This is a genomic window from Lacipirellula sp. (genome assembly GCF_965279485.1).
In the GTDB taxonomy this organism is placed as follows: domain Bacteria; phylum Planctomycetota; class Planctomycetia; order Pirellulales; family Lacipirellulaceae; genus Lacipirellula.
Genome location: NZ_CBDIIC010000001.1, coordinates 1,031,634 through 1,054,384 on the forward strand (window position 1 = coordinate 1,031,634; position 22,751 = coordinate 1,054,384).

20 protein-coding genes are annotated in these 22,751 nt (G+C 57.5%); 9 read left to right on the forward strand and 11 right to left on the reverse strand.

Annotated features, from left to right (window positions below; all coding sequences use genetic code 11):
* Positions 1-232: 232 nt before the first annotated feature.
* Genes ACQY7R_RS04295 through ACQY7R_RS04305 form a run of 3 tightly spaced genes read right to left on the reverse strand, consistent with a single transcriptional unit; the run spans position 233 to position 3,213 of the window.
* Entirely contained in the window at positions 233-1,330 is a 1,098-nt protein-coding gene (locus tag ACQY7R_RS04295; protein ID WP_428304363.1) for a type III polyketide synthase, read from the reverse strand.
* Between the two features lie 12 nt (positions 1,331-1,342).
* Complete coding sequence (locus ACQY7R_RS04300; protein ID WP_428304364.1) at positions 1,343-2,482, reverse strand: NAD(P)/FAD-dependent oxidoreductase; 1,140 nt, start codon at positions 2,480-2,482, stop codon at positions 1,343-1,345.
* Entirely contained in the window at positions 2,479-3,213 is a 735-nt protein-coding gene (locus ACQY7R_RS04305; protein ID WP_428304980.1) for a methyltransferase domain-containing protein, read from the reverse strand. Before ACQY7R_RS04305 ends, ACQY7R_RS04300 begins: the two co-directional genes overlap by 4 nt.
* Positions 3,214-4,416: 1,203 nt before the next feature.
* Between ACQY7R_RS04305 and ACQY7R_RS04310 the strand changes: the two genes are divergently transcribed.
* On the forward strand, positions 4,417-4,650 hold the full coding sequence (locus ACQY7R_RS04310) for a hypothetical protein (protein WP_428304365.1): 234 nt from the start codon (positions 4,417-4,419) through the stop codon (positions 4,648-4,650).
* 1,090 nt (positions 4,651-5,740) lie between these two features.
* A complete protein-coding gene (locus tag ACQY7R_RS04315) occupies positions 5,741-7,177 on the forward strand; it encodes a DUF4139 domain-containing protein (RefSeq protein ID WP_428304366.1) in 1,437 nt (478 codons plus the stop codon).
* A 216-nt stretch (positions 7,178-7,393) separates the two neighbouring features.
* Here the strand turns inward: ACQY7R_RS04315 and ACQY7R_RS04320 are convergent, their stop codons facing one another.
* From ACQY7R_RS04320 to ACQY7R_RS04330, 3 genes are all read right to left on the reverse strand, one after another.
* Positions 7,394-8,935, reverse strand: coding sequence for a hypothetical protein (locus tag ACQY7R_RS04320; protein WP_428304367.1), 1,542 nt, complete (start codon positions 8,933-8,935; stop codon positions 7,394-7,396).
* 378 nt (positions 8,936-9,313) lie between these two features.
* Positions 9,314-9,835: a signal peptidase II gene (locus ACQY7R_RS04325; RefSeq protein WP_428304368.1), complete on the reverse strand. Its 522-nt coding sequence runs from the start codon at positions 9,833-9,835 to the stop codon at positions 9,314-9,316.
* 52 nt (positions 9,836-9,887) lie between these two features.
* Positions 9,888-10,721, reverse strand: a complete 834-nt coding sequence (locus tag ACQY7R_RS04330; protein ID WP_428304369.1) for a hypothetical protein — start codon at positions 10,719-10,721, stop codon at positions 9,888-9,890.
* Positions 10,722-10,970: 249 nt separating this feature from the next.
* On the opposite strand from ACQY7R_RS04330, the gene ACQY7R_RS04335 reads away from it, so the two are divergent.
* Positions 10,971-11,135 (forward strand): hypothetical protein, encoded by a 165-nt coding sequence (locus tag ACQY7R_RS04335; protein ID WP_428304370.1) that lies wholly within the window; start codon positions 10,971-10,973, stop codon positions 11,133-11,135.
* A gap of 839 nt (positions 11,136-11,974) precedes the next feature.
* Here the strand turns inward: ACQY7R_RS04335 and ACQY7R_RS04340 are convergent.
* Positions 11,975-12,211: a hypothetical protein gene (locus ACQY7R_RS04340; RefSeq protein WP_428304371.1), complete on the reverse strand. Its 237-nt coding sequence runs from the start codon at positions 12,209-12,211 to the stop codon at positions 11,975-11,977.
* Positions 12,212-12,717: 506 nt separating this feature from the next.
* Here ACQY7R_RS04340 and ACQY7R_RS04345 point away from each other — a divergent pair.
* From ACQY7R_RS04345 to ACQY7R_RS04355, 3 genes are all read left to right on the forward strand, one after another.
* The gene (locus tag ACQY7R_RS04345) at positions 12,718-13,524 is read left to right on the forward strand and encodes a PEP-CTERM sorting domain-containing protein (RefSeq protein WP_428304372.1); all 807 of its coding nucleotides are present in this window, start codon (positions 12,718-12,720) and stop codon (positions 13,522-13,524) included.
* Positions 13,525-13,675: 151 nt separating this feature from the next.
* Complete coding sequence (locus ACQY7R_RS04350; RefSeq protein WP_428304373.1) at positions 13,676-14,344, forward strand: DNA alkylation repair protein; 669 nt, start codon at positions 13,676-13,678, stop codon at positions 14,342-14,344.
* A gap of 696 nt (positions 14,345-15,040) precedes the next feature.
* Positions 15,041-15,214 (forward strand): hypothetical protein, encoded by a 174-nt coding sequence (locus tag ACQY7R_RS04355; RefSeq protein ID WP_428304374.1) that lies wholly within the window; start codon positions 15,041-15,043, stop codon positions 15,212-15,214.
* A gap of 186 nt (positions 15,215-15,400) precedes the next feature.
* Here ACQY7R_RS04355 and ACQY7R_RS04360 read toward each other — a convergent pair whose 3' ends face one another.
* The 3 genes from ACQY7R_RS04360 to ACQY7R_RS04370 form a co-directional block, all read right to left on the reverse strand.
* Positions 15,401-15,736, reverse strand: coding sequence for a hypothetical protein (locus ACQY7R_RS04360; protein ID WP_428304375.1), 336 nt, complete (start codon positions 15,734-15,736; stop codon positions 15,401-15,403).
* 6 nt (positions 15,737-15,742) lie between these two features.
* The gene (locus tag ACQY7R_RS04365; RefSeq protein WP_428304376.1) at positions 15,743-15,970 is read right to left on the reverse strand and encodes a hypothetical protein; all 228 of its coding nucleotides are present in this window, start codon (positions 15,968-15,970) and stop codon (positions 15,743-15,745) included.
* Between the two features lie 1,020 nt (positions 15,971-16,990).
* Positions 16,991-17,176: a hypothetical protein gene (locus ACQY7R_RS04370; protein WP_428304377.1), complete on the reverse strand. Its 186-nt coding sequence runs from the start codon at positions 17,174-17,176 to the stop codon at positions 16,991-16,993.
* A 383-nt stretch (positions 17,177-17,559) separates the two neighbouring features.
* On the opposite strand from ACQY7R_RS04370, the gene ACQY7R_RS04375 reads away from it, so the two are divergent.
* Positions 17,560-17,772 carry a hypothetical protein gene (locus ACQY7R_RS04375; RefSeq protein ID WP_428304378.1) on the forward strand — a complete coding sequence of 71 codons (213 nt, stop codon included), beginning with the start codon at positions 17,560-17,562 and terminating at the stop codon, positions 17,770-17,772.
* 199 nt (positions 17,773-17,971) lie between these two features.
* On the opposite strand, the gene ACQY7R_RS04380 is transcribed toward ACQY7R_RS04375, so the two are convergent.
* A complete protein-coding gene (locus ACQY7R_RS04380) occupies positions 17,972-18,736 on the reverse strand; it encodes a PEP-CTERM sorting domain-containing protein (RefSeq protein ID WP_428304379.1) in 765 nt (254 codons plus the stop codon).
* A 1,300-nt stretch (positions 18,737-20,036) separates the two neighbouring features.
* On the opposite strand from ACQY7R_RS04380, the gene ACQY7R_RS04385 reads away from it, so the two are divergent.
* Positions 20,037-21,143, forward strand: coding sequence for a sialidase family protein (locus ACQY7R_RS04385; protein ID WP_428304380.1), 1,107 nt, complete (start codon positions 20,037-20,039; stop codon positions 21,141-21,143).
* The gene (locus ACQY7R_RS04390) at positions 21,047-22,666 is read left to right on the forward strand and encodes a sulfatase (protein ID WP_428304381.1); all 1,620 of its coding nucleotides are present in this window, start codon (positions 21,047-21,049) and stop codon (positions 22,664-22,666) included. Before ACQY7R_RS04385 ends, ACQY7R_RS04390 begins: the two co-directional genes overlap by 97 nt.
* The last annotated feature ends 85 nt before the right edge of the window (positions 22,667-22,751 follow it).

The window sequence follows — 22,751 nt, forward strand, 5'->3', positions numbered from 1 at the left end:
GCGGAGCGTTTCGAAATAATTCCGCCAGGTTGTTGCCGCGGCGGTGATATGAACGCTTACTACGGCGGGCTACGTATGTGGGAGGACTATCAGTCGGTCTATGTATAGCGTTACCGATGCCGGTGCCCATTTGCGGCCATTGCCTCATCCCGCATCCGCGATTTTCGGCCCATCCTCAATGCCAATCGTCGTAGTGCGATTAGTCTGCGTATGTCTTATTATGAATAAGCCCTTACACGAATAGAGCCGCCTCGGCGACTAGGCCAGGGCCGAACCCTAGCATGACGCAAGGTGGCCGGGCCCCACTGTCAAGCAGAGACTTCAAGATGAAGAGTACCGTCGCTGAAGACATATTCCCGTAGGTTGATAGCACTTGCCTCGAAATCGCCGTTTGCTCACGACTTAAGCCCATCGCCTCCTCTACCGCCTCGACGATTCTTGGCCCTCCCGGATGAACAGCCCATAAGCTGACATCGCTGACACCAAGTCCGTAGCTCTGCAGCCACACAGATAGCCATTCACGGAGATTGGTCTGAATTAGCCGCGGCAATTCACTCGAAATAGACATCACAAATCCATGATTTCCGATGCTCCACGTCATGGCGTCAGCGGTATCGGGAAATATGTAGGAGCCTGTCGCGGCCAGGCGCCACAAGCTATTCGGATGGTCCGTGGCTGTCTCCCTCGCGCGCAGAACGACAGCCCCTGAGCCATCCGCGAATAGCGCATTGCCGAGCATGCGCTCATTGCTCCACTGGAATGCGTAGTGAATCGTGCAGAGTTCGACGCTACATACTAGGATACAGTTGCGAACATCAGCGCACGCAAGACCGCGTGCCGCGCGAATCGCGTTGATCGCGCCGTGACAGCCCATGTAGCCCACATGAATGCGCTCGGTGGTCGGTGGAAGCCTCAAATGCAGAATTAGTCCTAGGTCGACCCCGGGCGCTGAGAATCCAGTGCAGGATGCGGTGACCAAGTGAGTGATTGCGCTTGGCTGGCAACCCGAGCGGTCGAGCGCCTGTCGGCACGCTTCGACCGCAAGCGGTAGGGCGTGCTGCTGATAATACTCCATACGGGCTTCGGTGGAGGGGCCAAGATTAGGCGACCCGTCCGTCGTGAGCGAGCCGTTCGGTGCCCAGCGATCAGCCTCCTCTAACGGCAACACGCCAAATCGCGTGGCAACCCCGGCATGTTCATACAAGACCTTCGCGAATCGCCGTTGTCGGCTGTCGATGCAACATATTCGCTCGGTTAGCGCCAGAGACGCTGCTTGAGTAATTTCGTGCGCCGGGACGGCAACGCCGACCGAACGCAATTCAATGTCCATTAAACACTACTTTCAGCAAGTACGATCGAGGGGCCGATCGAGATACCTCATGACGGGCTCGCCTAAGCAAGGCGCTTGGCGCAATCCCCAAACGGCGAGCTGGCGAACAGCCTTGATTCGCATGCAAGTGCAGAGAATGCGGCAGAACCTGTGCCGATCAGCTATAGTTTTATCGAAGAGTTGTTTCCAGCGGTACTCGATCGCACTATCCCATTGACTGAGCGACCCTACCAGCAGCGACGCCACTAACGCTCCCGACTGCATCGCCCACCCTATTCCTTCGCCTGTGAACGGTTGCACATATGCTGCTGCATCGCCAACCAGCAGGCAGCGATGCGAGGCAATTGGCGTTGTGCGCCGGGTGAGACTCGGCGTTCCTTGCCACTGAAGACTCTCCCAATCGGTCGCCAACATCGAGCCGGACGCTTGCAGAATTTTTCGGACGAGGCGCCCGGGCGACTCCGCGGCGGCAAGGGCGCTCGGATCGATCGCGGCCGCGATGCCGAAACGTCCTCGCTCGACGGCAGTCACGCCTACGTAGCCAGCCGAGCCGTAGGCCATGTGCAGCGAGCCCGGTGCGAAATTGTAGGGCACATGGTCCGATATAGCGCCCAATCCGATCAATGAATGGAGCGTCGAATGCGTGACGCATTCTCGAGGAACGTTCGCTAGGCCCGTAGCCACAACGACAACGTCTGCACGTACATTCATTTCTTTCCCCACACGCCGCAGCGTCACGTTCCGACACTTGTCGTCAGTGACGGGTTGAAGTATTCCCTGCACCTTGTCGCAGACTACGACACCTGCCCGCATAGCTTCGCGTATCAGTGCGTCGTCGAAAGCGCGACGCGAGATGGCGATGCGCTCGCCGATAGCTATGCGAGCGGTAGCACCCCCGCTGGAGAGTTCAAACTTACTCAATGGCACGCCGTGGCACGCAATCGGAATATGGCCCAGGCCGATGCCCTTCAGCAGTGTGAGAGCCGATCCTCCCAAGCAGCCACCGCACACTTTGTCGCGCGGCAATGCTGCTTTGTCGATCAACAGCACGCGCTTGCGTTGTAGCCCCAGCTGGCGAGCCGCAATGGCTCCAGCCGGTCCGGCTCCCACGACTACGACATCCCAGCGAACGCTTTCGTTGATAGCCGTCATCTGACCAGTTGTAAGGATGATCCGCTCCAGTCCTCATGGTGCGTGATTGTCAGACGCCATGGCCACGCACGGCGGACGATGGCTCCCGAGAGACCTGCTTCATCCCACAGGTCGGCGACTTCGGTAATTGAAAAGGCGTTGGCAACTGACTGCGGCCCGTCGTAGCGGACGATTGGGGACCGAGTGACCAAGCGGCAAGCGGCGTGCGCTACTAAATACCCTACAGCAGATCGCCGCAGGTCGCTGACCACAAGCAGGCGTCCCGCATCGCGCATTTTAGCGAGTAGCGCCACGGCGTCTGGTCGCGACAGGTGATGAAGGAACAATGACGACATCACCACGTCGAAGCCGCCAGGCAAAGGCGATTGGACAGCGTCGGTGCACACTAACTCCATCGATGCGCCCCCAACTCGACATCGTTGAGAGGCCTGTTCGCAAGCGGTCGGGCTTCGGTCCAAGCCGACCATGTCTAGGGTGACGCTATGTCTTCGAGCGAGCTTCCAGATGCTCATCGCGACATCGCCCCCGCCGCATGCCACGTCGAGAACTCGCAGGCGGCCACCTAGTAAAACACCGCGGTTCATCGCGATCTGCCTCCAGAGTTGCCGACTCACGCCGCTAGCAGTATTGAGCCGTCGAAGTCCCTGAAGCGCGCGTACATGCTCTGCTTTTGGGATGTCGAATTGGTCCATCAGTTCCGGCTGAAACTCACGTTGACTTAGAACTGCCATCCACGACACCTTTCAGCGCAATCGATGCCGGCTTCGGTGATTACCTCACAGGCAGTTTAACGGCTCCGTGGTCGGTTGCCTGATGACGGCTGCGCACCAGCAACAGCCCTTGCCGTTGCGCCGCACTCCGGGCATCGCCCGCTGGCATGGCAAGTCTTGCATACTCGACGATCCTCCGTGCGCTCGTCTTCGAACGCCGGGTGAGAACCGACGCCGCCGCAGGTCAAACATCGTCCGGTGTCATTGCACACTACGCAAATCGTGCCAAGCTTGATCATTTCTAATGCCCACGGTGTTGCAACAGAGTTTTCCAAGATTGAAGCTACGAGCCAAGCTACTCAAGCGTTGTAAGGTTTGGCAGCGTTCGTCTGTCAGGTTTAGCAGCCATCCACTCCTATCGCGTTGCGTTCGCAATCGTGTTCGGTAGGTTGGGTTTCTGGCGGAGCCCAGATTACCAAGGGTGACCGTAAGCCACGCCGGGCCGCTTCTGCTCATCCGGACCGGCGTGGCACCTATATGGTTGGCGGATTCTCACACTTCACAGATAGCGGAGTGGTTGCGGTGGAAATCGAAGCTATTAGCCACAATGCTTTTTCTTCTCTCATCTCCGGCGCTGACCGCGGCAAGCTGGAAAACGGATGCGCCTGGTATGCTACGACAAATCGTCAGGTCGTTGCCCATGTTTACCTAACCGCGAGCGACGCGTTCGGATTCACCGTTTTGCGTCTCATACGGTCCGGATGGAAAGTCGACGAGCCGCGGCGAACGTTCGCTCGATTTGATGACGCGGAAGTCGCAATGCATGTAGTGATGCATCACAGAGCACGCCGAAGCACAATTTCGCTCTGTGACGTACCGTTCCGCCTCCGCTTCGGCCGCGGCCGGGTAGAGAGCTGTAATGCCAAGAGCGAACCCTCGTAGCCAATGCAACTGAGCTGAAGTCCGTCGCCTCTTTGTGGTTTTCTTCGCCATCGCTGTCAGGTTTTACAGCAATCGGCCGGCGTGAGCGCCCCTTGGAGTTCCTCCAGGGAAGGCCGCCGGTATGCTGGTCGCACTCGCAGCGGTCCTTACCGAAGCCGCCTCTGCGTGGCCTGCGGTTGCTGCGATCGGGTACGGGCACCACGCGAGTGGCCACTCGCGTGGTGCCTTATTGTTCAGGTTCCGAATGCAATTTCGCAACTATCAAGCTGTGGGCAGTTTGGAATGCATTCATCTGTAGCGGGCGAGCGTTACGCCGAACCTCACACCACTAATGTTGACGGCCGAAAGATCAGGTGTGACTCACTGGCCGACGCAATCGCTCTGAAGATTGCGGAACAGGCAGCCACGGCAGGGAAGCTGGACTCACCGGAAAAAGTAATGCCGGGGCACCTGAGCATGGTCGCTCGAAAATACGGTTTCGATGCCATCGCCGATGCGATTGAGGCATTGCAGTAACTGCACCAACGATCGCGCGCGGGAGACCGTCGCCAGTTTTCGAAGGGAATTGGGACGGTCTTTGTGTGCGCTAGTTGAAGGGCATTCCAAAATTGGTATAAATTCGGCCGCCACTAAAATTGGGCCCTTGTTACCAACCCTCATCCATCACGAAGCATGACGGCGTTCACTCGATTGCCAAACGTCTTTGCGTGGGAATACGGGCAGCAATGGTATTACGTTCAAGATCAATCCCGCGCACCCGAGAATGCCGTTGATGCTCGGCAATTTCACGACGGGCAAGCCGTCGTAATTGCCATTAGCAGAGGCACAAGTGGCGCTTTTATCCGCGATGCGAAGCCTTGGAACGACACCTGTCGCGGCGGTGGCTAGGCCGATCTATTTTGCAATGTTGCAATCGTTGCCGTCGCACCGGCGGCTTAAGACTAGTCGAGGTCGTGCTTAACGGACTAGCTGTTTCCACAATTCCTGATAGCGCTCCGGGACTCGCGCTGCTCGGTCATGGCGACGCTTGCTGCGGTTGTCGCATCCATGGCTTGCTAGTGGGAATGAGACTTCCTGCTTGGCGGAGTTCCACTCGTCGATTGGGAGTGTTTCAGTGCGGGTCAAGCAACGCGGGCAGTACCACGCTGCGTGGTATTCCAATCCGCTGCGGAAGACCGTCACGTAATATTTGAAGTCTCCCGCCGTATATTGGCACCTTTCAATTGCATAATCCTCATGGCAGTCGCCCACCTAACCCCCGGTTCGGTAACAGGTGCCGTAACCCCGATACAAACCGGGAGGCGAAGATGGCCATGTCTTAGCGGGGTGGAGTGACGCTGCACTGCATAACAGCGACCGCTGGAATGGCATGCCTTACACGGGCGACGATTGGCCGGCTGATTCTTATCGCCAGGAGCGAAGGAACCGACGCCTTTGCAGTTGGGGCAGCGGCAGTCAACAGCGTGCTCTTCGCTCGCTCGTTGGTAGCAGGGATCGCCAATGCGAAGGCCGGACGAGTAACCTGCCCAAACGCGGGAACTTTCATCTCGGCAGTAGCGTCCAAGTTTGGAAAACCTCGTCTCCGTCCAAACGAGTGGTCCCTTTGATGAAGAAATCCATAGCTTTCTCGCTGATTCTCGTGTGCATCGCTGCTCTCGCCCGAGCGGATAACGTCGACCTCTCGACAGTTCCCGCGCGCGATGCTGTCCAGCTCACCATTTACAACAGCGAAGACATCACGCTCGTCCGCGAGACGCGAGTCGTCAGCTTTAAGAAGGGGCTCAACCCGCTGCAGTTCTCGTGGGCCAACACCCAGATCGATCCCTCGTCGGTTGAGCTCACGATCCTCAAACCAGCCGATGAATTGGAGCTGCTTGACGCAACCTTCCCGCACGAGAAGCCGCAGATTTTGTACTGGAACGTCCAAAGCGAGGTGGACGGCGAAGCGACGATTCAGATCACCTATTTCACCAGCGGGATCACCTGGAGCGCCGACTACACCGCGATCGCCGCTGGCGATGAATCGACGCTCGACCTTGAAGGGTTCGTCCGCATTACAAACAACAGCGGTGAAGAGTATGAGAACGCCCAGGTGCGATTAGTCGTCGGCACGATTAATTTGGTCGAGAGGATCGCGCAGCTGGCGAACCTCTCCATCGATCAGACTAAGGAGCTTGATCAGGAGGTCTACTCTCGCTTCAAGAAAGACGCAGTTAACCGGGCTTTAGGACGCGTAGAACTGGGCGATCATTTTAGCCTCGGCGGCGCCATTGAAGGAAGCGAACTGAAGAGTGATGAGCCCAAAGAAATCGTCAAAGAAGGCCTTAGCGAATACTTCATCTATACCGTCGAAGGGACCGAAACGATCCCGACCGGCTGGTCGAAGCGACTCAGCAGTTTCGAGGCCGACGACGCCCCGTTCATGATTGAGTACCGTTACCGTCCGCGCGAGTATGGCGAGCAACTGGTGCGGATGTACCTCTTGGCCAACGACGAAAAGTCACATTTGGGAACGACCCCGCTCCCCGACGGCGTGGTCCGCATCTACCGCGACAAAGGCCGCGATGGACTTTCGTACCTCGCCCAGCAGACGATCGAGTACGTCCCGATCGGCGACATGATCGAGTTGAATTTGGGGGTCGACCCAGAGGTGGTCTTCGAGTTGGTGAAAACCCGCTCGCAGCGGGTGGCAATCTGGACACAGATTCACGGCGCGAACACATTCAAGCTGGTCGGAGACGACGCCCGAAGTGAAGAAGAGAATGCCACCGTCGTCGGCTGGAATGAGTGCTCGACCTATCAGCAGCGGATCCGCAATTACACCGCCCGGCCGATCAACGTCGAGATGCGCCGCACCTACGACGGGCATGTGGCGTTTGTGAGCCGGCTGGAGCCTAAGCTTCACGACTTCCAGACAGTCGAGTTCACCGCCAAGGTCGACGCGGGTGACAAGAAGAATCTAGACTTTACGATCCTGCAGCATCTTGGCACGAACGCGAAGCAGAGCAATGTGACGCTGGCACTGCCGCCGGGCGGCGAATAGAAGGCACTGGTGTGCGGCGGAGGAAGAACGGCGCGTACGATGCATCCTTTCCCGCCGTTGATTCTGAATCGTTCACCGACAGCGGCGGATGACGCACGGCTTCTAGTCAGAGCATGATCGCAGTGTGATCCAATGCGGGGCGCTACAGCCGACTGCGATTCACGAGGCGATCACGCCACAGGCCGCGGGACGGGCTAGGAATCAGTCTCTCGACTATCACCGTGGCCCGGATCGCAGCGTCACCAGTTCCAACGGTGCGACCTCCACCACCACTACCCCGTCCTTCATCGTCACCGTTTCCGCTTGACCATTATTCATGGTGCTGTTCGTACGACGGACCGTGAATGGGATCGCAGGTTGATCTTTCAATTCGTCTACACGAAGAGTCACCCGAAAGTGCTGGGCGGGGGAGTGCCCACCTTGTTCGACGTTCCATTTGTCATCCGCCCAGCCCTGCACTTTGAGAAAACTGTCGGCCGTGAAGTTGCAGATTCCGCAGCTCCAACTCCCGTCCGGATTGCGGGCAGTCGCTGCAATGACATGCGGCTTCCGGCCGTAGGTCCACGTCATGTCGCCATCCAACGAGCTGTGGCTATCGCGGAAGACCGCGCCTGCATCGAACGCTCGGGAAAGTTGCTGGTAGGTGTGGTACTTCTTCATCACCTTCGAGCGGAAAGGGTTCACCTCGAAAGCAATAATGCGCGTTGCGTCGTCGGCGTAGGGCGCGGCGGTACACTCGACGCCGAGGAAGTGGACCCAGTGAGTAACGCGGTGGTTCATGTCGTTCAGGAATCGGGCGGCTAAACTGATGGCTCGCGCAGCCGGCACGCCAATCATCCCTTCCTCTTCCGGGCCGTTATCGCTGGCCTCGGTCATCCAATACTCTTTTGTGTTGCGCCCTTCCGGACCCGCGATATAGCTGGCAGCCCTGTCAGTTGCCGCCATATTGTAGGAGTGGGAGGCAATACCGCTAAGCGATGCCCACGCCACCGGCTCGGCCTTCAACGCTTCCACTTGTGCGTAGAATCGATCATCGGCGCTTGACGCTTCGGACGCGATAATCTTCACTGATTTCAGATCACGCTTATCGAGCTCCGCACGCAGTCGCACGACGGCGCGCACAACCTGTTCGGGCGTCATCTCCGGCTCATTTTCGACGCCGGTCGCGTGGATGATGATTCCATCTTCGTCTTTCAATTGCCGAATGCCTTCCGCAATTAACGTCACAAAGGATTCAACATCGGCGTCTCTGATCGGGCCGTCCGCTCGCTCGCTTGACCGCATGTAGGGCGGTACGTGGTCCGGCGCCAGCAGCAGTGTGGTCACGCCGTTGGCCTGAGCGTCGGCAATAGCTCCCGACCGAACGTACTGATCGCGAAACCGAGCGAGGTTTTGCTTCCCCCGTTTTGGAGAGTATTCGTCGACATTGAACCAGAGTCGGAAAATTGTGAACCTGAGATCACGCCACAATTTTCGGGAAAGGTGAGAGCGCTGCGACGGCGTTAGTGATTGGTACTCTCCTCCCCAATTGCCAGTGCTAGTTCCCATTCCGGCGAAGGTTTGGCGCTCGCCCGCAGCTACGGAGATCGTGACGGCGTCGTAGGAGTCTGCCGCTGCATGTGCGTCTTCGCCAACCGATTGATCGAACTGATTGCCGGAGGTGGGCGACTGCACTTCCGCAGCCTGGCTAAGCGATGGGCCCAGTGCCGCGAGCCCGCCAACCACAACGCTGACGAGAAGAATTGGGTTGATTGCCATTCCTAAGTCCTACCCTCAAGTGCCGCGTTAAGAATGCATGCTTGCCGCCACGCAGTAGTAATTCAGCCCCGCTATTGTAGCATCACGGTGGCTACACGGGTCGAGTGCGTTACCGGAGTTGAACGCGTGGTAGTGCTCCGTCGACCGCCGGCGCCTCGACGCCGCAGGAGCAAACGGGGGACTATTAGATACTCCGGCGTGCCTCAGCTCTGCGCACGAAAGTTCTCTGAACGTTGGTAGGGCTGCGAGACGGTGGCGGAGGCGAAGCCTGAGCGACGTAAAGTTGCTTCATAGCAGCCACTTTGAAGCAGTGCGGTCGAGAAGCATGAATTAATAGGATCCGTCAATCAAATGTGACGCCGCCGGTGCACGTAGAAGTTATTCGACCTCAGTCGTCTGTGCTTTTATTCGGTTCAGACTGTGTAGGATCGCGATTGCGATCCCGCCGAACATGATCGCGACATCGGCGACATTAAAAACTCCTGTATGCAGCGCTCCGAAATCCACAATTATAAAGTCTGTGACGAGCCCGCCCTGTAACATGCGGTCGATCATATTGCCAACGCCGCCTGCGAGTAAGCATGAGCACGCCATGTACGCGGCCAGTCGCATGTTCCAGCATTTGAGCATCACCATCGCGACCGCACTGAGCATCGCCGCGTTCGTCACCGTGAATACCCAATAGCGGATGCGCGCAGGCAAATTGGCGCCGACGCTAAGAAATCCGGCGGGATTGAGTGCGTACTCCAGACGCACTGTATCGGCTAAGTAAGATCGAGCAGGCGCACCGCGCAGGTGGGTGGTGGCGAGTCGCTTCGTCGCCTGATCGCAGCCAACGCTGGAAGCTAATACCGCAATTCCCAATAGTATTCTTCCGAATCGAGACGGATTGCGTTCCATGCGATTTCCTCAGATAGTCCGTGGGACGGGGCTGAGAGTACTCGTTAACCCATTAAGAGCCAAAACTGCCATAAGCTCGCTTACTTAGAGCGATGCGGCGAGGCCCGATGCGATGTCCACCTCTACGGAGGGAGACGAAGCTGACGACGCCCGTAATAAGTAAGCACAGGGACGCGGGTTCAGGGATTGCCACGCTCACCCGTACGTTGTCCAGCGCCCAATACTCATCTCCACTGTCGGTCGTATTGCCGAAACGGGCGAATTCAAGAAAGGAGGTTTGTCCGATGGCGACGAACGTCAAGGTTGGGTTTCCGTCGCCCCTTCCGAAGCGATAGATGCCATAGTGCTCACCGTAATTCGTTCCGCCGGTGGTGAACGAAGCGTCAGCTCCCGTGAACTTGCTGAAGTCTGTTCCGATCAAGCTTGAGTACGTCAGATCCGAATACCGCTGCGGCGAGTAGGCCCCGTACTCCTGCCCTTGGTTTCCGTTGGTGAACGTAGTGTTGACGAGCGGGACGCCGTCAACGACGAAACGCCATGAGTCGGGGCCGTAAGGGCTGCTGGCCGAACCGTCCCACGACGCGCCGATAAACAGATCGAAGGCGACGGAGTAGAGTTTACCTGGCGTGAGGCCCGTGACAACGAGCGCGACGCTCTCATCGAGCGATCCGCTCTTGGGTAGGTTGCTGCCGAGTTTGCCGAGCCACGTGGACTGGTTGGGAGATGCGAGCCCGCCACTGTCGGTCGGCAAAGAAGCTCGACTGAGTGCGGCGAGCGAACCACTCGGGGTGAAGCCCGCGGTGTCCGACTCGAAGTCGTTACTGAAGACTGTCTGCCCTCGTGCGGCACTGCCCGTGCAGACCGCGACCGTCAACGAAAGCAGCATTCCGAAGCAGCGTGACAGCGTCATAGTGGTCACCTATTGGAGAAGTGCGTGGATGCCAAATGTTGAAGCATCCGCGAAAGTTCAAGTGGGATGAGTATTCTGCCCCGTCGACTGGTCGCATTGCAACCTCCGCCGGCTGGAATTACAGCTGGAAGTTTACTGGTACGCAGCTAGCTGGGTTGCAGCGACGGTACGTTTGTTGCACTGAAGACCTGGAGATTGAACACGATACTACCTAGGGGCCCATCAATGCGACGCGAAGACAAAATGAACGAACGGCAGAAGAGAAATGGCGTAATTTTTGACGAAGAGGTCGAAGATCCAGCTGAAATGAAGAATGAGGCTGAGCGCAAGGCATGGGCCGAGCGACGCGAGCTGCGTTTGAGAGAGAAGCGCCTCTACCCGTCGCGATAGGCAAAAGGATAGTCGCATTGGCGTCGCGGTGAGCGCCACAAGCTCACGCCCTCACATAATGTTGGCAGGCCGTGGTCCGGCGTATGCTGAACTTGGCAGGCGATGAAAGCTCAATCGGCCGGTTCGGTGAGGATCGACCCAAGGAGCCAAGTGAGTGTCAGCGAGTGCGACATCATCGTAGCAATCCGGCACCGTAGAGTAATAACTCATTCCGGCGAGGGCGTCCTTACCTAAAGGTACAGTATAGAAACTGCCCTATCAATTTCTCATGCACGTGGCGAGGATACACTGCATGCATATGAAAATCGGCAACAAGGTGAGATCCCTCGGAGGCCTGGAAGGCCAGATTGTCTCGCGGAGTTCGGAGCATCGCTCAGTGACGGTCAAAGTTCCCGGGGTTTGGCGAGACTCGAGCGTGGTGTCGATTCCACTGGCCAGGTTGAAGTTTATCTCTGAGTACTCATCGCCTGAGTCTCTGTCGGGCCCTCGACGGCCTAACTGAGGCCTATGCCGCGCCCGGCTGATCTTGGCCACCGCACATTGGCAGGCGCATGTGATAAGTCGCTGGAGTGTCAATTAATCGAGGCGCAGGGTGTCAGCCTCGGCGTGTGCTTGTCGGAGTGGTGAGCGCCAGCAGCGTCCTGCGGGTCCTACTTGGCAGACTTCCACAGCGACTTTCGCCGTAGGCATCGCATACCTAACTAATTCACCGTTTTAGTCACTGGCCACGCTTGGATGCGCGGTCCTGGGGCCTTTGCGGAAATCATCGCCGAGCAAACTTGAATAGCTCAGTGCATCTGCCTCTGCCACCCGTGAGGCTGAGCGGATGACGAGATGCTCTAACCCGTTTGCGGCAGGTGTCGCGATTCCAAGATACGGCTCGCCCGGTTCCGTCCGTACCAGCGCAGGAGTGAACTGAGGTATTCGATGGATGCTCGCGGATAAGGTCCCGCATCAACCCGGCTGAGATATTCCGCCGCCTGCCGAATCCCGTCGGCGTCTTCTTGGCTCCTGCACTGAATCGTGTCGCCGCCGAGCTCCGCGGTGAAGTAGGCTTCAAGTTTACTTTCTGGCATCCGTCCTGATCCTGCTCGTCGTCATGTGGAATGACCGGTAGCAAGTGAATGAAACACCGAACATGCGCTGAGGTGTCGGAGTTGCGTATGAAGCTTCAATCAATCGGCGACGTCAGACATCCTCGCCGGATGGTGGATGGCCGAGGCGCAGCGCGCGGACGGCGTCGGCCGGCGCCGCATACGAGCTGTTCGGCGAATCGGCTAGAACCCTGGAGTCATGCCGGCAGTCGTTAGCAACTGGATCTCGAGTGGTAAGATTAAAGCTATCTCACTTTGCTGATTTAGCTTGCTGAATCGGCGTCGAAGAACCGCGGAATTTTCCAGATCGAAAGTTCTAAGCTTCGGCGATTCGACGCCGTCGGGAGTGAGGGAAAGCTCATCTTCCCGTGCCCGCCACTCTCATCGCACAAAGGCCATGGCGATCTGCTATCATGTGACCGCTGGATTCACGCAACTAACTCGTGAATGCGTCGGTATTTACTAATCGCTTATCGAGGAGAAGTCTAATGACCGCATTGCGCTTCCGCTCTTGCGTAGCGGCGTTCGTTGCCCTGCTTTCGTTGTCATCTGTGTCAAGTGGAGCGCCGCTTGCATACGACGACTTCAATTACACGCCCGTTGGCAGTGACCTTGACGGGAAGGGTGGCGGCGGAAGCTTCGGCTTCAGTAACAACTGGTCGGGCCAGACTTCTTATAACATCGGGGCAGGCAATCTCGCGCGGCCCGGCGCACCGCTGCCGGCCTTCGGAAATAGTGTGACGGCAGTAGCGTTTGGGGAGAATCGGGGCATCGATCGCTTGCTATCTTCTCCGCTGGGCACTGAGGGTACATCGGCCTACATCAGCGTGCTGATTCAGCCACAAGGAATTCTGCACCAGGGAGCCTTCACCGGATGGTTCGGGCTGGTCCTGCGTGGTTCAACCGACGTGGGAATTGGCATGAGTTCATTTGGCGACGAGATCGGCCTCGAGGTCGGCTTCGAGCGAGCGGCGACCAATGTGAAAGCTGCAATTGGTCAGACATTTTTCGGAGTGATTCGTATCGACTTCACGGAAGGCGTTGACCCGGTGTACTTTTACCTGAATCCGCAATCCGGATCGCCCGAACCCGCCGTACCAAGCGCGAGCTTGATAAACCTTAACGTCAACTTCCTGGATATGGTAAGCCTCACCGGGCCTGGAGGCGTTGGCTACGACTCGTTGCGTATCGGGACTACGTACGCCGATGTGACCCCAATCCCAGAACCATCAACGCTTGCCTTAACTTCGTGCGTCGCAATGTGGGTAGGCATGGCATGCAGGAAGAGAGGGTGATCAAAAGTTCGACACCTTCGGACGCGGAGATTGCATCCGTGAAGGGTGCGGTTTAATTTTGACCACTGCCCCGAATGCTAACGTACCTCCGCTACGCTCTGATGACGATCTGCGGTGGTGGTAGACACATGCTCCCGACGGTACTCACACCATGACGGTCGGAGAAATCCTTGGTCGACTGGAAGCTCTCGGCGACGACGCGCGTCGTGCTCACAACCGTAAGGCCGGCGCTCTAGAAAACCAGTTTGGCGTCAAACTTGGCGACATCCGCGCGCTCGCCAAGAAGATCAAAACAGATCATCAACTTGCGCTGGAATTGTGGGCTACTGGCAACGTCGATGCTCAACTCCTCGCCACCCTGGCGTTCCAGCCGGACTCGCTCTCCGCACGCGACCTCGAGAAGCTGACTCGCTCAACGACGTGCACACAAGTTGCGGACTGGTTGAACGCCTACGTCGTTGCGCTACATCCCGAGAAGGAATCGCTCCGAGAAAAATGGATGACGGCCAAAGAGCGTTGGACGGCGCGTGCCGGCTGGAACCTCACGGCGAGTCGCATCAACAAGGGCAACACTGCCGATCTTGACCTCGGCGCGCTTCTTGATCGCATCGAGCAGGAGATGCCGAAGGCCAAGCCTGAGGTGCAGTGGACGATGAATAACACGCTCGGCGCGATTGGAATCCACTCCTCAAAACACCGTGAGCGTGCGATCGCGATCGGCGAGAACGTCGGCCTCTATCGAGATTGGCCCGTCTCCAAGGGTTGCACCCCACCATACGTGCCAGTCTGGGTGGAGGCGATGGTCAAGCGGCAACGTTGACTCCTCTGGCCGCCTCAATCAACAGCATCGTGCTGATTTTTTGGCGGGCGTCGGTCGCATTACTTGATCTGAATCCGCTCCATGCCCATGGTGACGAACGGCTGGAAGCGGTAGTCACTGCATCGCAATCACGGCAGCTGTCGCCGAGAAGACTGCCACATAGCCATAGACCAACGCCCAAAATCTGAGTGGTTGTTCGGAGCGATAGATTCGCGAGCCGTGGAACCAGCCGCGGCTCACATGCCCGTTGATGCACGCGACTACGGTCTGAATTATCGCTAGCGCAACGAAGAAAAGTGCGAATGCTTTGAACATGTTACGCGGCTGACTTGGGGAGGGAATACAATGCGGCATTACCAGAGGCCGCGTGGATCTCAAGCTGTCACGGCGGGCACTAAATTGCAATTTAACTTGCCACCGAGGCAGATGCGGCTAGCTATTCGGCGATCTCAAACTACAATATCTGCAACGGCAGAATGTACTTCGCCTGCCACGTTGAAGGCCCCGGCTCATGGTTGGGGCCTTCTTCGTGCGCGATGCCGCACTATCGCTGTGCCGAAGCATTAAATTCCCGAAAGCGACTGACGAGGCCTGTCAAGCCAATTGATTTTAACTGCCGAATAAGAACCGGGCGGAGAATCAATGGCGACGACAGAGCACCGTTTTCGGCTAGGCGGAATTGAATACCGATGCAGGATGGTCCGGCAGGAAGGCCAGTACGTCGCAGAGTACACCTGCCCAGCCTGCGATCAAAAGTTCACCGCCTCGCGTCGTTTCGCCAGCGAGCCTGAAGGCGTCATCCGCATGCTGGCTGTGATTTACACCGAACACCACATGCGGGTTCACCTAATCCCGGACAGGGGCGAGTGACCATCTGCTAGCAGATATGCTTCAGGCTTGAACGATTCAGCCGCCCCTGGGATTAATCACCTAGCTCGCTAGCCGCAGATATTTGCCCAGCGAAAAACGATGGCCACATTAGGTTCGCCAAGTAAATGCTGAAGCGCCGGCCACGAATTGACCTTTGAAATGCCGATCGGCTGTGAACTTGATCGCTCAGTTCGGGAAGGGCGTTTCTAGCAGCGGGTGCATCACTTCGATGGCGGCCTCAGGAAATAGCCCCCGCAACCGCTCTTCCTCCGCTTCCCAATTACTGTCGGGGACCATGTAGATTAGGCGGACGGGTTCGTCGCCCCACGCCTTCCGAATGACATTTACTCGCAGGCGTCCGCTGCCGTTAGCGCCTGGAATGTAGCGGTCCACCATAAATGTGTGTTGCGAATCACGCATCGCCGCCTTCCGCTGCCAGGCAATGCCGCCCTGCCAAGCAATTGCGGACACGATCGCGGTTACGACCAGAGCTACGCGGAGGGTGAAGCGGGGGCGGGGCATGGGGGCTCAGTCGTCGACTTCTCGATGGTTGGTCGCTGCAACGCGCTCACAGCGAACGACGACCCTAACGTCGCCATCTTCGACATAGTAGAAGCAACGTCTCAGCACCTTGTACTCGACGTCCGGTTCGATTTGGATGCAATCGCCCACCAGCGGCGCGAACTGAGGATTCTTGATTTTGAGTTTACTCAGCTCGACGCCGTCGCTGCTCTGGATGATTAGCTTGCATGCCATGGTGTGATTCCTGACTGTCGTTGGAACCGATCTCGCCACTAGAGCTAATTACTAGCACGATCGATCGCCTGGCTTGCCAGTCGCTGATGCTTTCCAAGTGAATATCGCTGGCATGCCTCCTTAACTAGATGAAGCCGGCCGATCGTGAATTCGAGGACACGCTCTGGGCTGCTCTCAAGAATCAACGCCTCCTTCAGTAGCACCAGATCCTCCAAGGATTCGCAGATAACTTTTCTCCCGCCGATGTGGATACGGCGGGGATGGTGGTCTTGAAGCATGGCGAGATAGCTGCGGGAGACGAAACGGCCAAATGTGTCGCCAATTTCTCTCAGCCACGTTCGTTTTGCAAGCGCCGCGAATTTTTTCGTCGCACAGATTGAGCGTTGGCGCGTCTCCGGCTCTCCCCGTAACCATCGAGTCGCGAAACGCGGAAGGCTGCTAGCGGGCGGCTGCGGGGATCTGGCTATAGATGCTTCAGAACTGAATGATCTCAGCCCCGCGCACAAAAGAGGGCGCTGCCCGTGCGGAAAGCAACGCCCAATCGGAAAGCCACGCTCATTGCCGCAACTCTGTCCCAAGCTCGGCGGTTTCTTTGTCGTGGCGGCGCTAATATCGACAACCGGAAACACGGGACTTTAGTGCGGCGGGATGCTAGCGGCTGCCCCTCAGTCGCCCCTCGTGAACGGTGTGAGTTGCGATGCACGCTCGAATGAATTCCGGACTAAGCCGAGAGATTGGCACTCGCGCAAATCGTTGAGCAAGGCGATGAACTGCTCGTCAGGAAGCTCCGCCAAGACCTGCGCAATCTCTGCGCGGAACTGCTCGCCTTCGGCTACGGAAAAAGGGTGGAGGTGGTTGTAGCCGCTCATCTCACTAGATTCCGCATACTCGAACCGGCGAAAAAAGTGACAGTCGGCCCAGTCAGTATTTCTCCCAGAGTGTCCTGAACTGGACCGACCATCGGTTGCCCCGAGCACCATCCCGCACAGGGCAACAAAGATTGAATTCAGCAATCGGCAACTAGTCCTCGCACTGCACATCCCAAATGAGCACACCGCTGTCGGCATTGGGCCAGTACAACACAATCCGCTCATCGGTTTCGTAACAATGAACGATGGTGGCGATTGGCGGCGCAAGCTCTGGCAACGTGGTGTAGTACCACTGCCCGGTGAGTTCCCAGGCGAACACGTCAGGGAGGCGATTCATTGGTCGATGCACTAAGGTCGCTCGACCTCGTCGCAATGCTTGGCCAATTCTGCGGTGAGGAACTGCAGCGACGTGAGGCCATATTGCTCACAGACCGCGCTCATCTTGGTGAGCTCGGCGGAGGGATACTAGTCGCAATCGCTTTTGTGGCCATCGAGCAGGATGGCGGATTGGAGCAGTTTGCGATCATCCGCTGATTTGCAAGCGATCACCTTGCTTTGATACTCCAACGGGAAAAGTGTTTTCGTGTCCACATGAACTTCCTTTAAGTTCGCTCGGGGTGGGGCGGGATGGTTTCGTGCAGCGTAAACGCAAGTTCGGCGCCGAATTCTACGGGCCTGCTTCTATCGCGAAAACTCGGTACTCGGGCATCTTCGCCCGCCATGGGGGACGAACGCGAGTACCGTAAAGTTCCACGCAACCGCCCGACGAATTGGGGGTTCAAGATAGCCAACCAGTTGATGCAGGAGATCGAAGAGGGCGAGCCGATCGACCTCGACGACTGCTGTCCGGCGGCGGTGGAGCGTGTGGCGGCTGATGCTCGTCGCGTTCGCGTGAAGTGGGATATGATTCCGTTCCGGGCGAAGCGGCGCTAGCAACCGGCAGCGAAGTGACGCCGTACCGAGGGGCAGCCCGGTACGGTCGTCAGCTTCACAACGTCGATTCGCCGCGGAAGCGTGCTGCGCGGCGACTGAGGCATTTATATCGTCAAGTGGATGATAACCGCATCTGCTAAATAGCCATTTTTCGAGGTTCTCTTGCGGGAATGCGAGATTTGGCGGGCAGGCGGCGGGCTTATTTGCGACGGCGAAGGGCGGCGAAGGCGACGAGCGACATACCAGCCATGGTAACCGTCGCCGGCTCAGGCACACCTACGGTCCACTGCACAGGGGCGGCGTAGTCTGTGCTCACTAGATTGATGGAGAACTGAGTGGATGGTGAACTTTCGGCAGGGGTGGCGTTACCGAGTGAGTTCGAAACCGAGAACGACGCCACAGCTTCCACTACCTGAGGCAAGACTTGGCTGTAGTAACTCAAGTCCGCTTGGTAAGTCCCTGGTTGCGGGTAACTGCCCGCGAAGCTCACCCCGGGTCCCCGAATTGTGATCCCATTACCAGTCGAAGTGAATGAGAATACGGCCGGGACATGGGCGCCGGCCGGAGGAGACGTAATCGCCGGGGTCGATGGAAATGTCGTTAAGTCAGCCGCTGCGACCGAGAAGCTGTGATGCTGGATTGGAGAACCAGGCATGTTCGTCAGAACGTCGTTGATCGTCCACTGGCCGACGAAGCGAGCCACAATCTGATCGAGCGACAGCGACGCGATCGAGAAGTTCCCGCTTTGGAAGACGGTTCCGTCAGGCGCGGCGATGCTTAGGTCAGCGTCGGGAACATTGCCGCCCTTTTCACCCAACACCCGAATCTGATAACCCGACGGTCCCAGGAATGCGTTCCGACCGACCAAGATCGAGATCTTCCCAAGAGCTTGGCCCTTGGCTTGCTGGGCGATGGCAGCGCTAAATACGAGACACAACAACAAACAAGCTTTACGTGAATGCATTAGTCTCCTCCGCTCGGGAGTTGAAAAAGTCGTCTCCCCGTTCCGGCGGGGAGGACGCTCGTAGAGTAACGAGAACGGGTTGCCCCCGCAAACCAGTATCCAAAAATCCCGAGAATGGTGTAGACCAACCGGGACCGAATCAGCCCGTTTTCGATGACGTTGAGCAGAAAAGCTCGGGAAATGTCCGCTAAGGAGCGGGACCTAGGTGCCGACCATGGCTGCTTAAGAGATGGGTCGACGCAGTTCGCGAACTAAGCTGCAGGTTGAAGGGCGACGCCGAGGGGTGAAGCGAATCCTCAACCCACCCGCCGTAAGCAATGCGGTCGCCAAGGCGAGGATTCTGAGCGCCTCGTGCGGGTCGTCATACCACCATCGCGTCTCAAAGAGTTGAACATCGCTCCGCGTGGTGATCATCCCGTCCACGTAACGATGAGCCCGGTCACCATGACGCAACCGCCATAGATCAGAAACCAGCACACGCCGCGAATGAGAGTTTTGAGCATCGCAGCAGTGTACCTCCCGACTCCGTTTCTCCCTGACCGTTTGGAGACCCACACCATTGCGATGGGCAATAAATAAAGCACGGCAACCCAGGGGAAGGCTGAAACGCCCCGGGTCACCGTGCTAAATGCAAACACGGCCGCCGCGGCGGTCCGACAAACAGGAAGCGGACCGCCGCGGCTGAGCCGCATTCAACGAGAGTATTGCTAACGGGCGACTAGTGCGCCGGGGCGGGCGGGTTCTCGCCGGTGGTCTCGACGGTCTTTTCCGTGGTGGTCGTCGTTGTGCCTTCAGGCGTCGAAGTCGTGGTCTCAGTCTTCGTCGAAGCTTCCTTTGAGCAGCCGGTCAAAGCGAGACTTCCAAGACCTGCAACAACAACGAGCGATAGGAGCCACTTCATTTATCAGCCTTTCAATCGGGAGTGTTTGGTGGGCATGTTGCCCAGGCAACTCTACCACCGTCCCATGCGCATCGCCGCAGTCTCGCGGGAGAACGAATAAGAATTCCGTTGCAATACGACGGGCGGGAAGGCCTGGGCAAAATGCTCCGCGCAGCAGTAACCCTCCCCTTCCCTGTTTTTCGATCTCGCGTATTCGTGCGCTACGACGACTCACCATTTGCAGAGATCCCAATGCGCAGCGACATAACGATACGTCGCCCCGCTCTAGAGCAGTGCGCGCCATGCCGAAACACGACATGAACTAAGTCGCGCGATGAAGAGGCACAAGAATCGGGCCTCTCGCCTACAGGGGAGGAATTTCTGCGAAAGCGAAATCTTTCTCCGCCAAACATCGTCCTAATGGGGCGTTTATTGACTCCCGGAACGCGTGGCATATCACATGTATCGCACTCGTCATTTTCTCTTCTTCCCATTTCGCGGAGGGCGTGCATCATGTCAGCAATTCGCGTCTCGACCCTGGCGTTGTACGCTTTGACGCTGTTCATGGGAGCTTCTGAGGCCGCAACAATCGCGTGGAACGAGGAGACCTACCTAGAGATTCCCAATTCGACAATCCCGGCCGACTGCGGAACGCAGCTGTATTATCCGCGTATGGTGAAATGCCCCAACGGAAACTTGCTGCTATTCGCTCAGTCCGGCAATGGAATCAACGGCGGCTGCATTCTCAGTTGCCGCAGTGCGGATGGAGGCTGGAGTTTCGGTCCATGGACCGTGGTGAAGCGTTGGGGCAGTCGGCAATGGTTCGAGCAGACGTTCAACGCACAGTACGCGAATGCCAACCCTCTCGTCGTTGGGAATGAAGTGCTGCTCTGCTATCAGGTGCGAGCGGCGCAGGACTACGACGATACCCGTTGTGGGATTGAAGTAATTCGAAGCAGTGACAGCTGCGCGACGTGGAGCGCGCCAGTGGTGGCCATTCGCGCAAGGATATGGGAGCCGCGAATGGTGAATCTCGGCGGCGGCATTCTGCGCTGCTACTACACCCGTTACGATGACATCAACTTTGTCCAATCGCCGAATAGCGGGTATGGATGGCAGGGGTGGAATACTTCGAAGGCATCAGTGCGAATGCCTTCCCCTGTATTGCTGCAGAACGGAGAATTGGCCGTAGCCGGTGAAAGCGGAAGCGCTGCTCAAGGACCTTTAGTCTACGGTTCGCACTCGCTCAAACTCGCCAATACGCTCTTTGATGGCTACGGCCCGCAGATGCTTCAAATGCCGCACGGCGAAACACTCCTTGCCGCCAATGGCGTCTACCGCGGCAATCAAGGCGTTTGGATGTTCATTGGCAACCCCAACGCGGACAATTTCGCGAGCGCTCATCGCCCATTCCTTGATACGAGCGGTGTGTGGCCGGATATCTGCCTGAACGGAGCGACGATCGTCATCTGCTCGGCGGGAAACGCCAACGGAATTCGGTTGATTCACGGTCGAATTTCCTACTGATCTTGCCCCTCTCCTCGAACGTTTCACTGCCAGTCATGTTCGCCCAAAAAATTCGTCGCGCCGACATTGCGTCCTGCGTTCTACTACTCGTCGTTCTGAGTCCATCGCGCACCTTCGGCCAAGAAACTGAAAAGCGATTGAACGTTTTGCTGATCTGCGTGGATGACCTGCGACCGCAGATCAATTGCTACGGTGTCTCGGGAATGGCAACCCCGAACCTCGATTTATTGGCTGCGGAAGGCCGCCGTTTTGAACACCAGTACGTCCAGGTTCCCACCTGTGGCGCTTCGCGGTGCTCAATGCTCACGGGTCGTTACCCGCATGCTGAAGGAGCATATGACAACGACGCCTTTCTCGCGCTGCCGACATCAAACGGAGCGGACGTCTCCATGCCAAGGTTGTTTCGCGACCAGGGCTATCGAACGATCAGCATTGGCAAAATCACACATCGCCCTGACGGCCTTCGTGACGATACGCACACGCCGGAATTAGCCGAAGCATGGGATGAAGTGGGGATGCCGACGGGGCGTTGGAGAACTGCGTGGGACGCGTTCTTCGCGTATGCTGATGGCTCAACGCGAGTTCCTGGAAAGACCCCTGCAACGGAGCGAGCCGATGTCGGTGATCGCGATTACCCCGATGGGCTCATCGCCGATGCTGCTGTTGAAAAACTTGAGGAACTGAAGGGTCGTCCAGAGCCTTTCTTTCTTGCCGTTGGGTTTATTAAACCGCACCTTCCATTCAATGCACCTGCAACATACTGGGCCCTCTACGATGAGCAGCAGATTTCGCTCGCGTCGAATCGTTGCCCTCCGCTAGGCGTTGATCCAACGATCAGCCTTCACAGGAGCAGCGAGCTCACGCCTCGCTACACGGGGCTGGCAACGGCGGGCGTTGTCACGGATGCGGAAGCCCGGAGGCTTCGGCATGGTTACTACGCCTGCGTTAGCTATGTAGACGCTCAGATCGGTCGCGTGCTGCGAGCACTCGATGAGAATGGCTTAACAGACGAAACTATCGTTGTCGTCTGGGGAGACCATGGCTGGCATCTGGGCGAGCACGGAATCTGGGGAAAGCACACGTTGCACGAAGCAGCGCTCCGTAGCCCGCTGATCATTCGCACGCCTCACATAACATTGCCCGGGGAGGCAACCAACGGCATCGTCGAATCTGTCGATCTGTTCCCTACACTGACGGAACTCTGCCGCCTTCCTCGGCCAGAGGGTATCGATGGCTCCAGCTTCGCATCATTGTTGACCAACCCATCCGGAACGGGAAAATCAGCCGCACTCGGATTCTGGGCTAACGGCCGTGCCCACTCCATTCGCACTCCCCGGCACCGCTTGACCCGTTGGTCGACCGCCAAAGACAGGGACAGGCCAATTCAAATCGAGCTCTACGACCATCAACTGGATCCAGAGGAAACGGTCAACATCGCCTCCGACCACCCTGAGGTAGTTCGACCTTTGCTCGAGCAACTTGAACGCCGCGTTCCTTTACTGCAGCGACAGAGCGGTGGCTGAGAGAGCCTCAGGGTTGGAGCAAATATGCTGGCCGTCCGTCTGGGGCCCGAGCAGACCGTCAAATAAGAAGACTTGCTTGCAATTT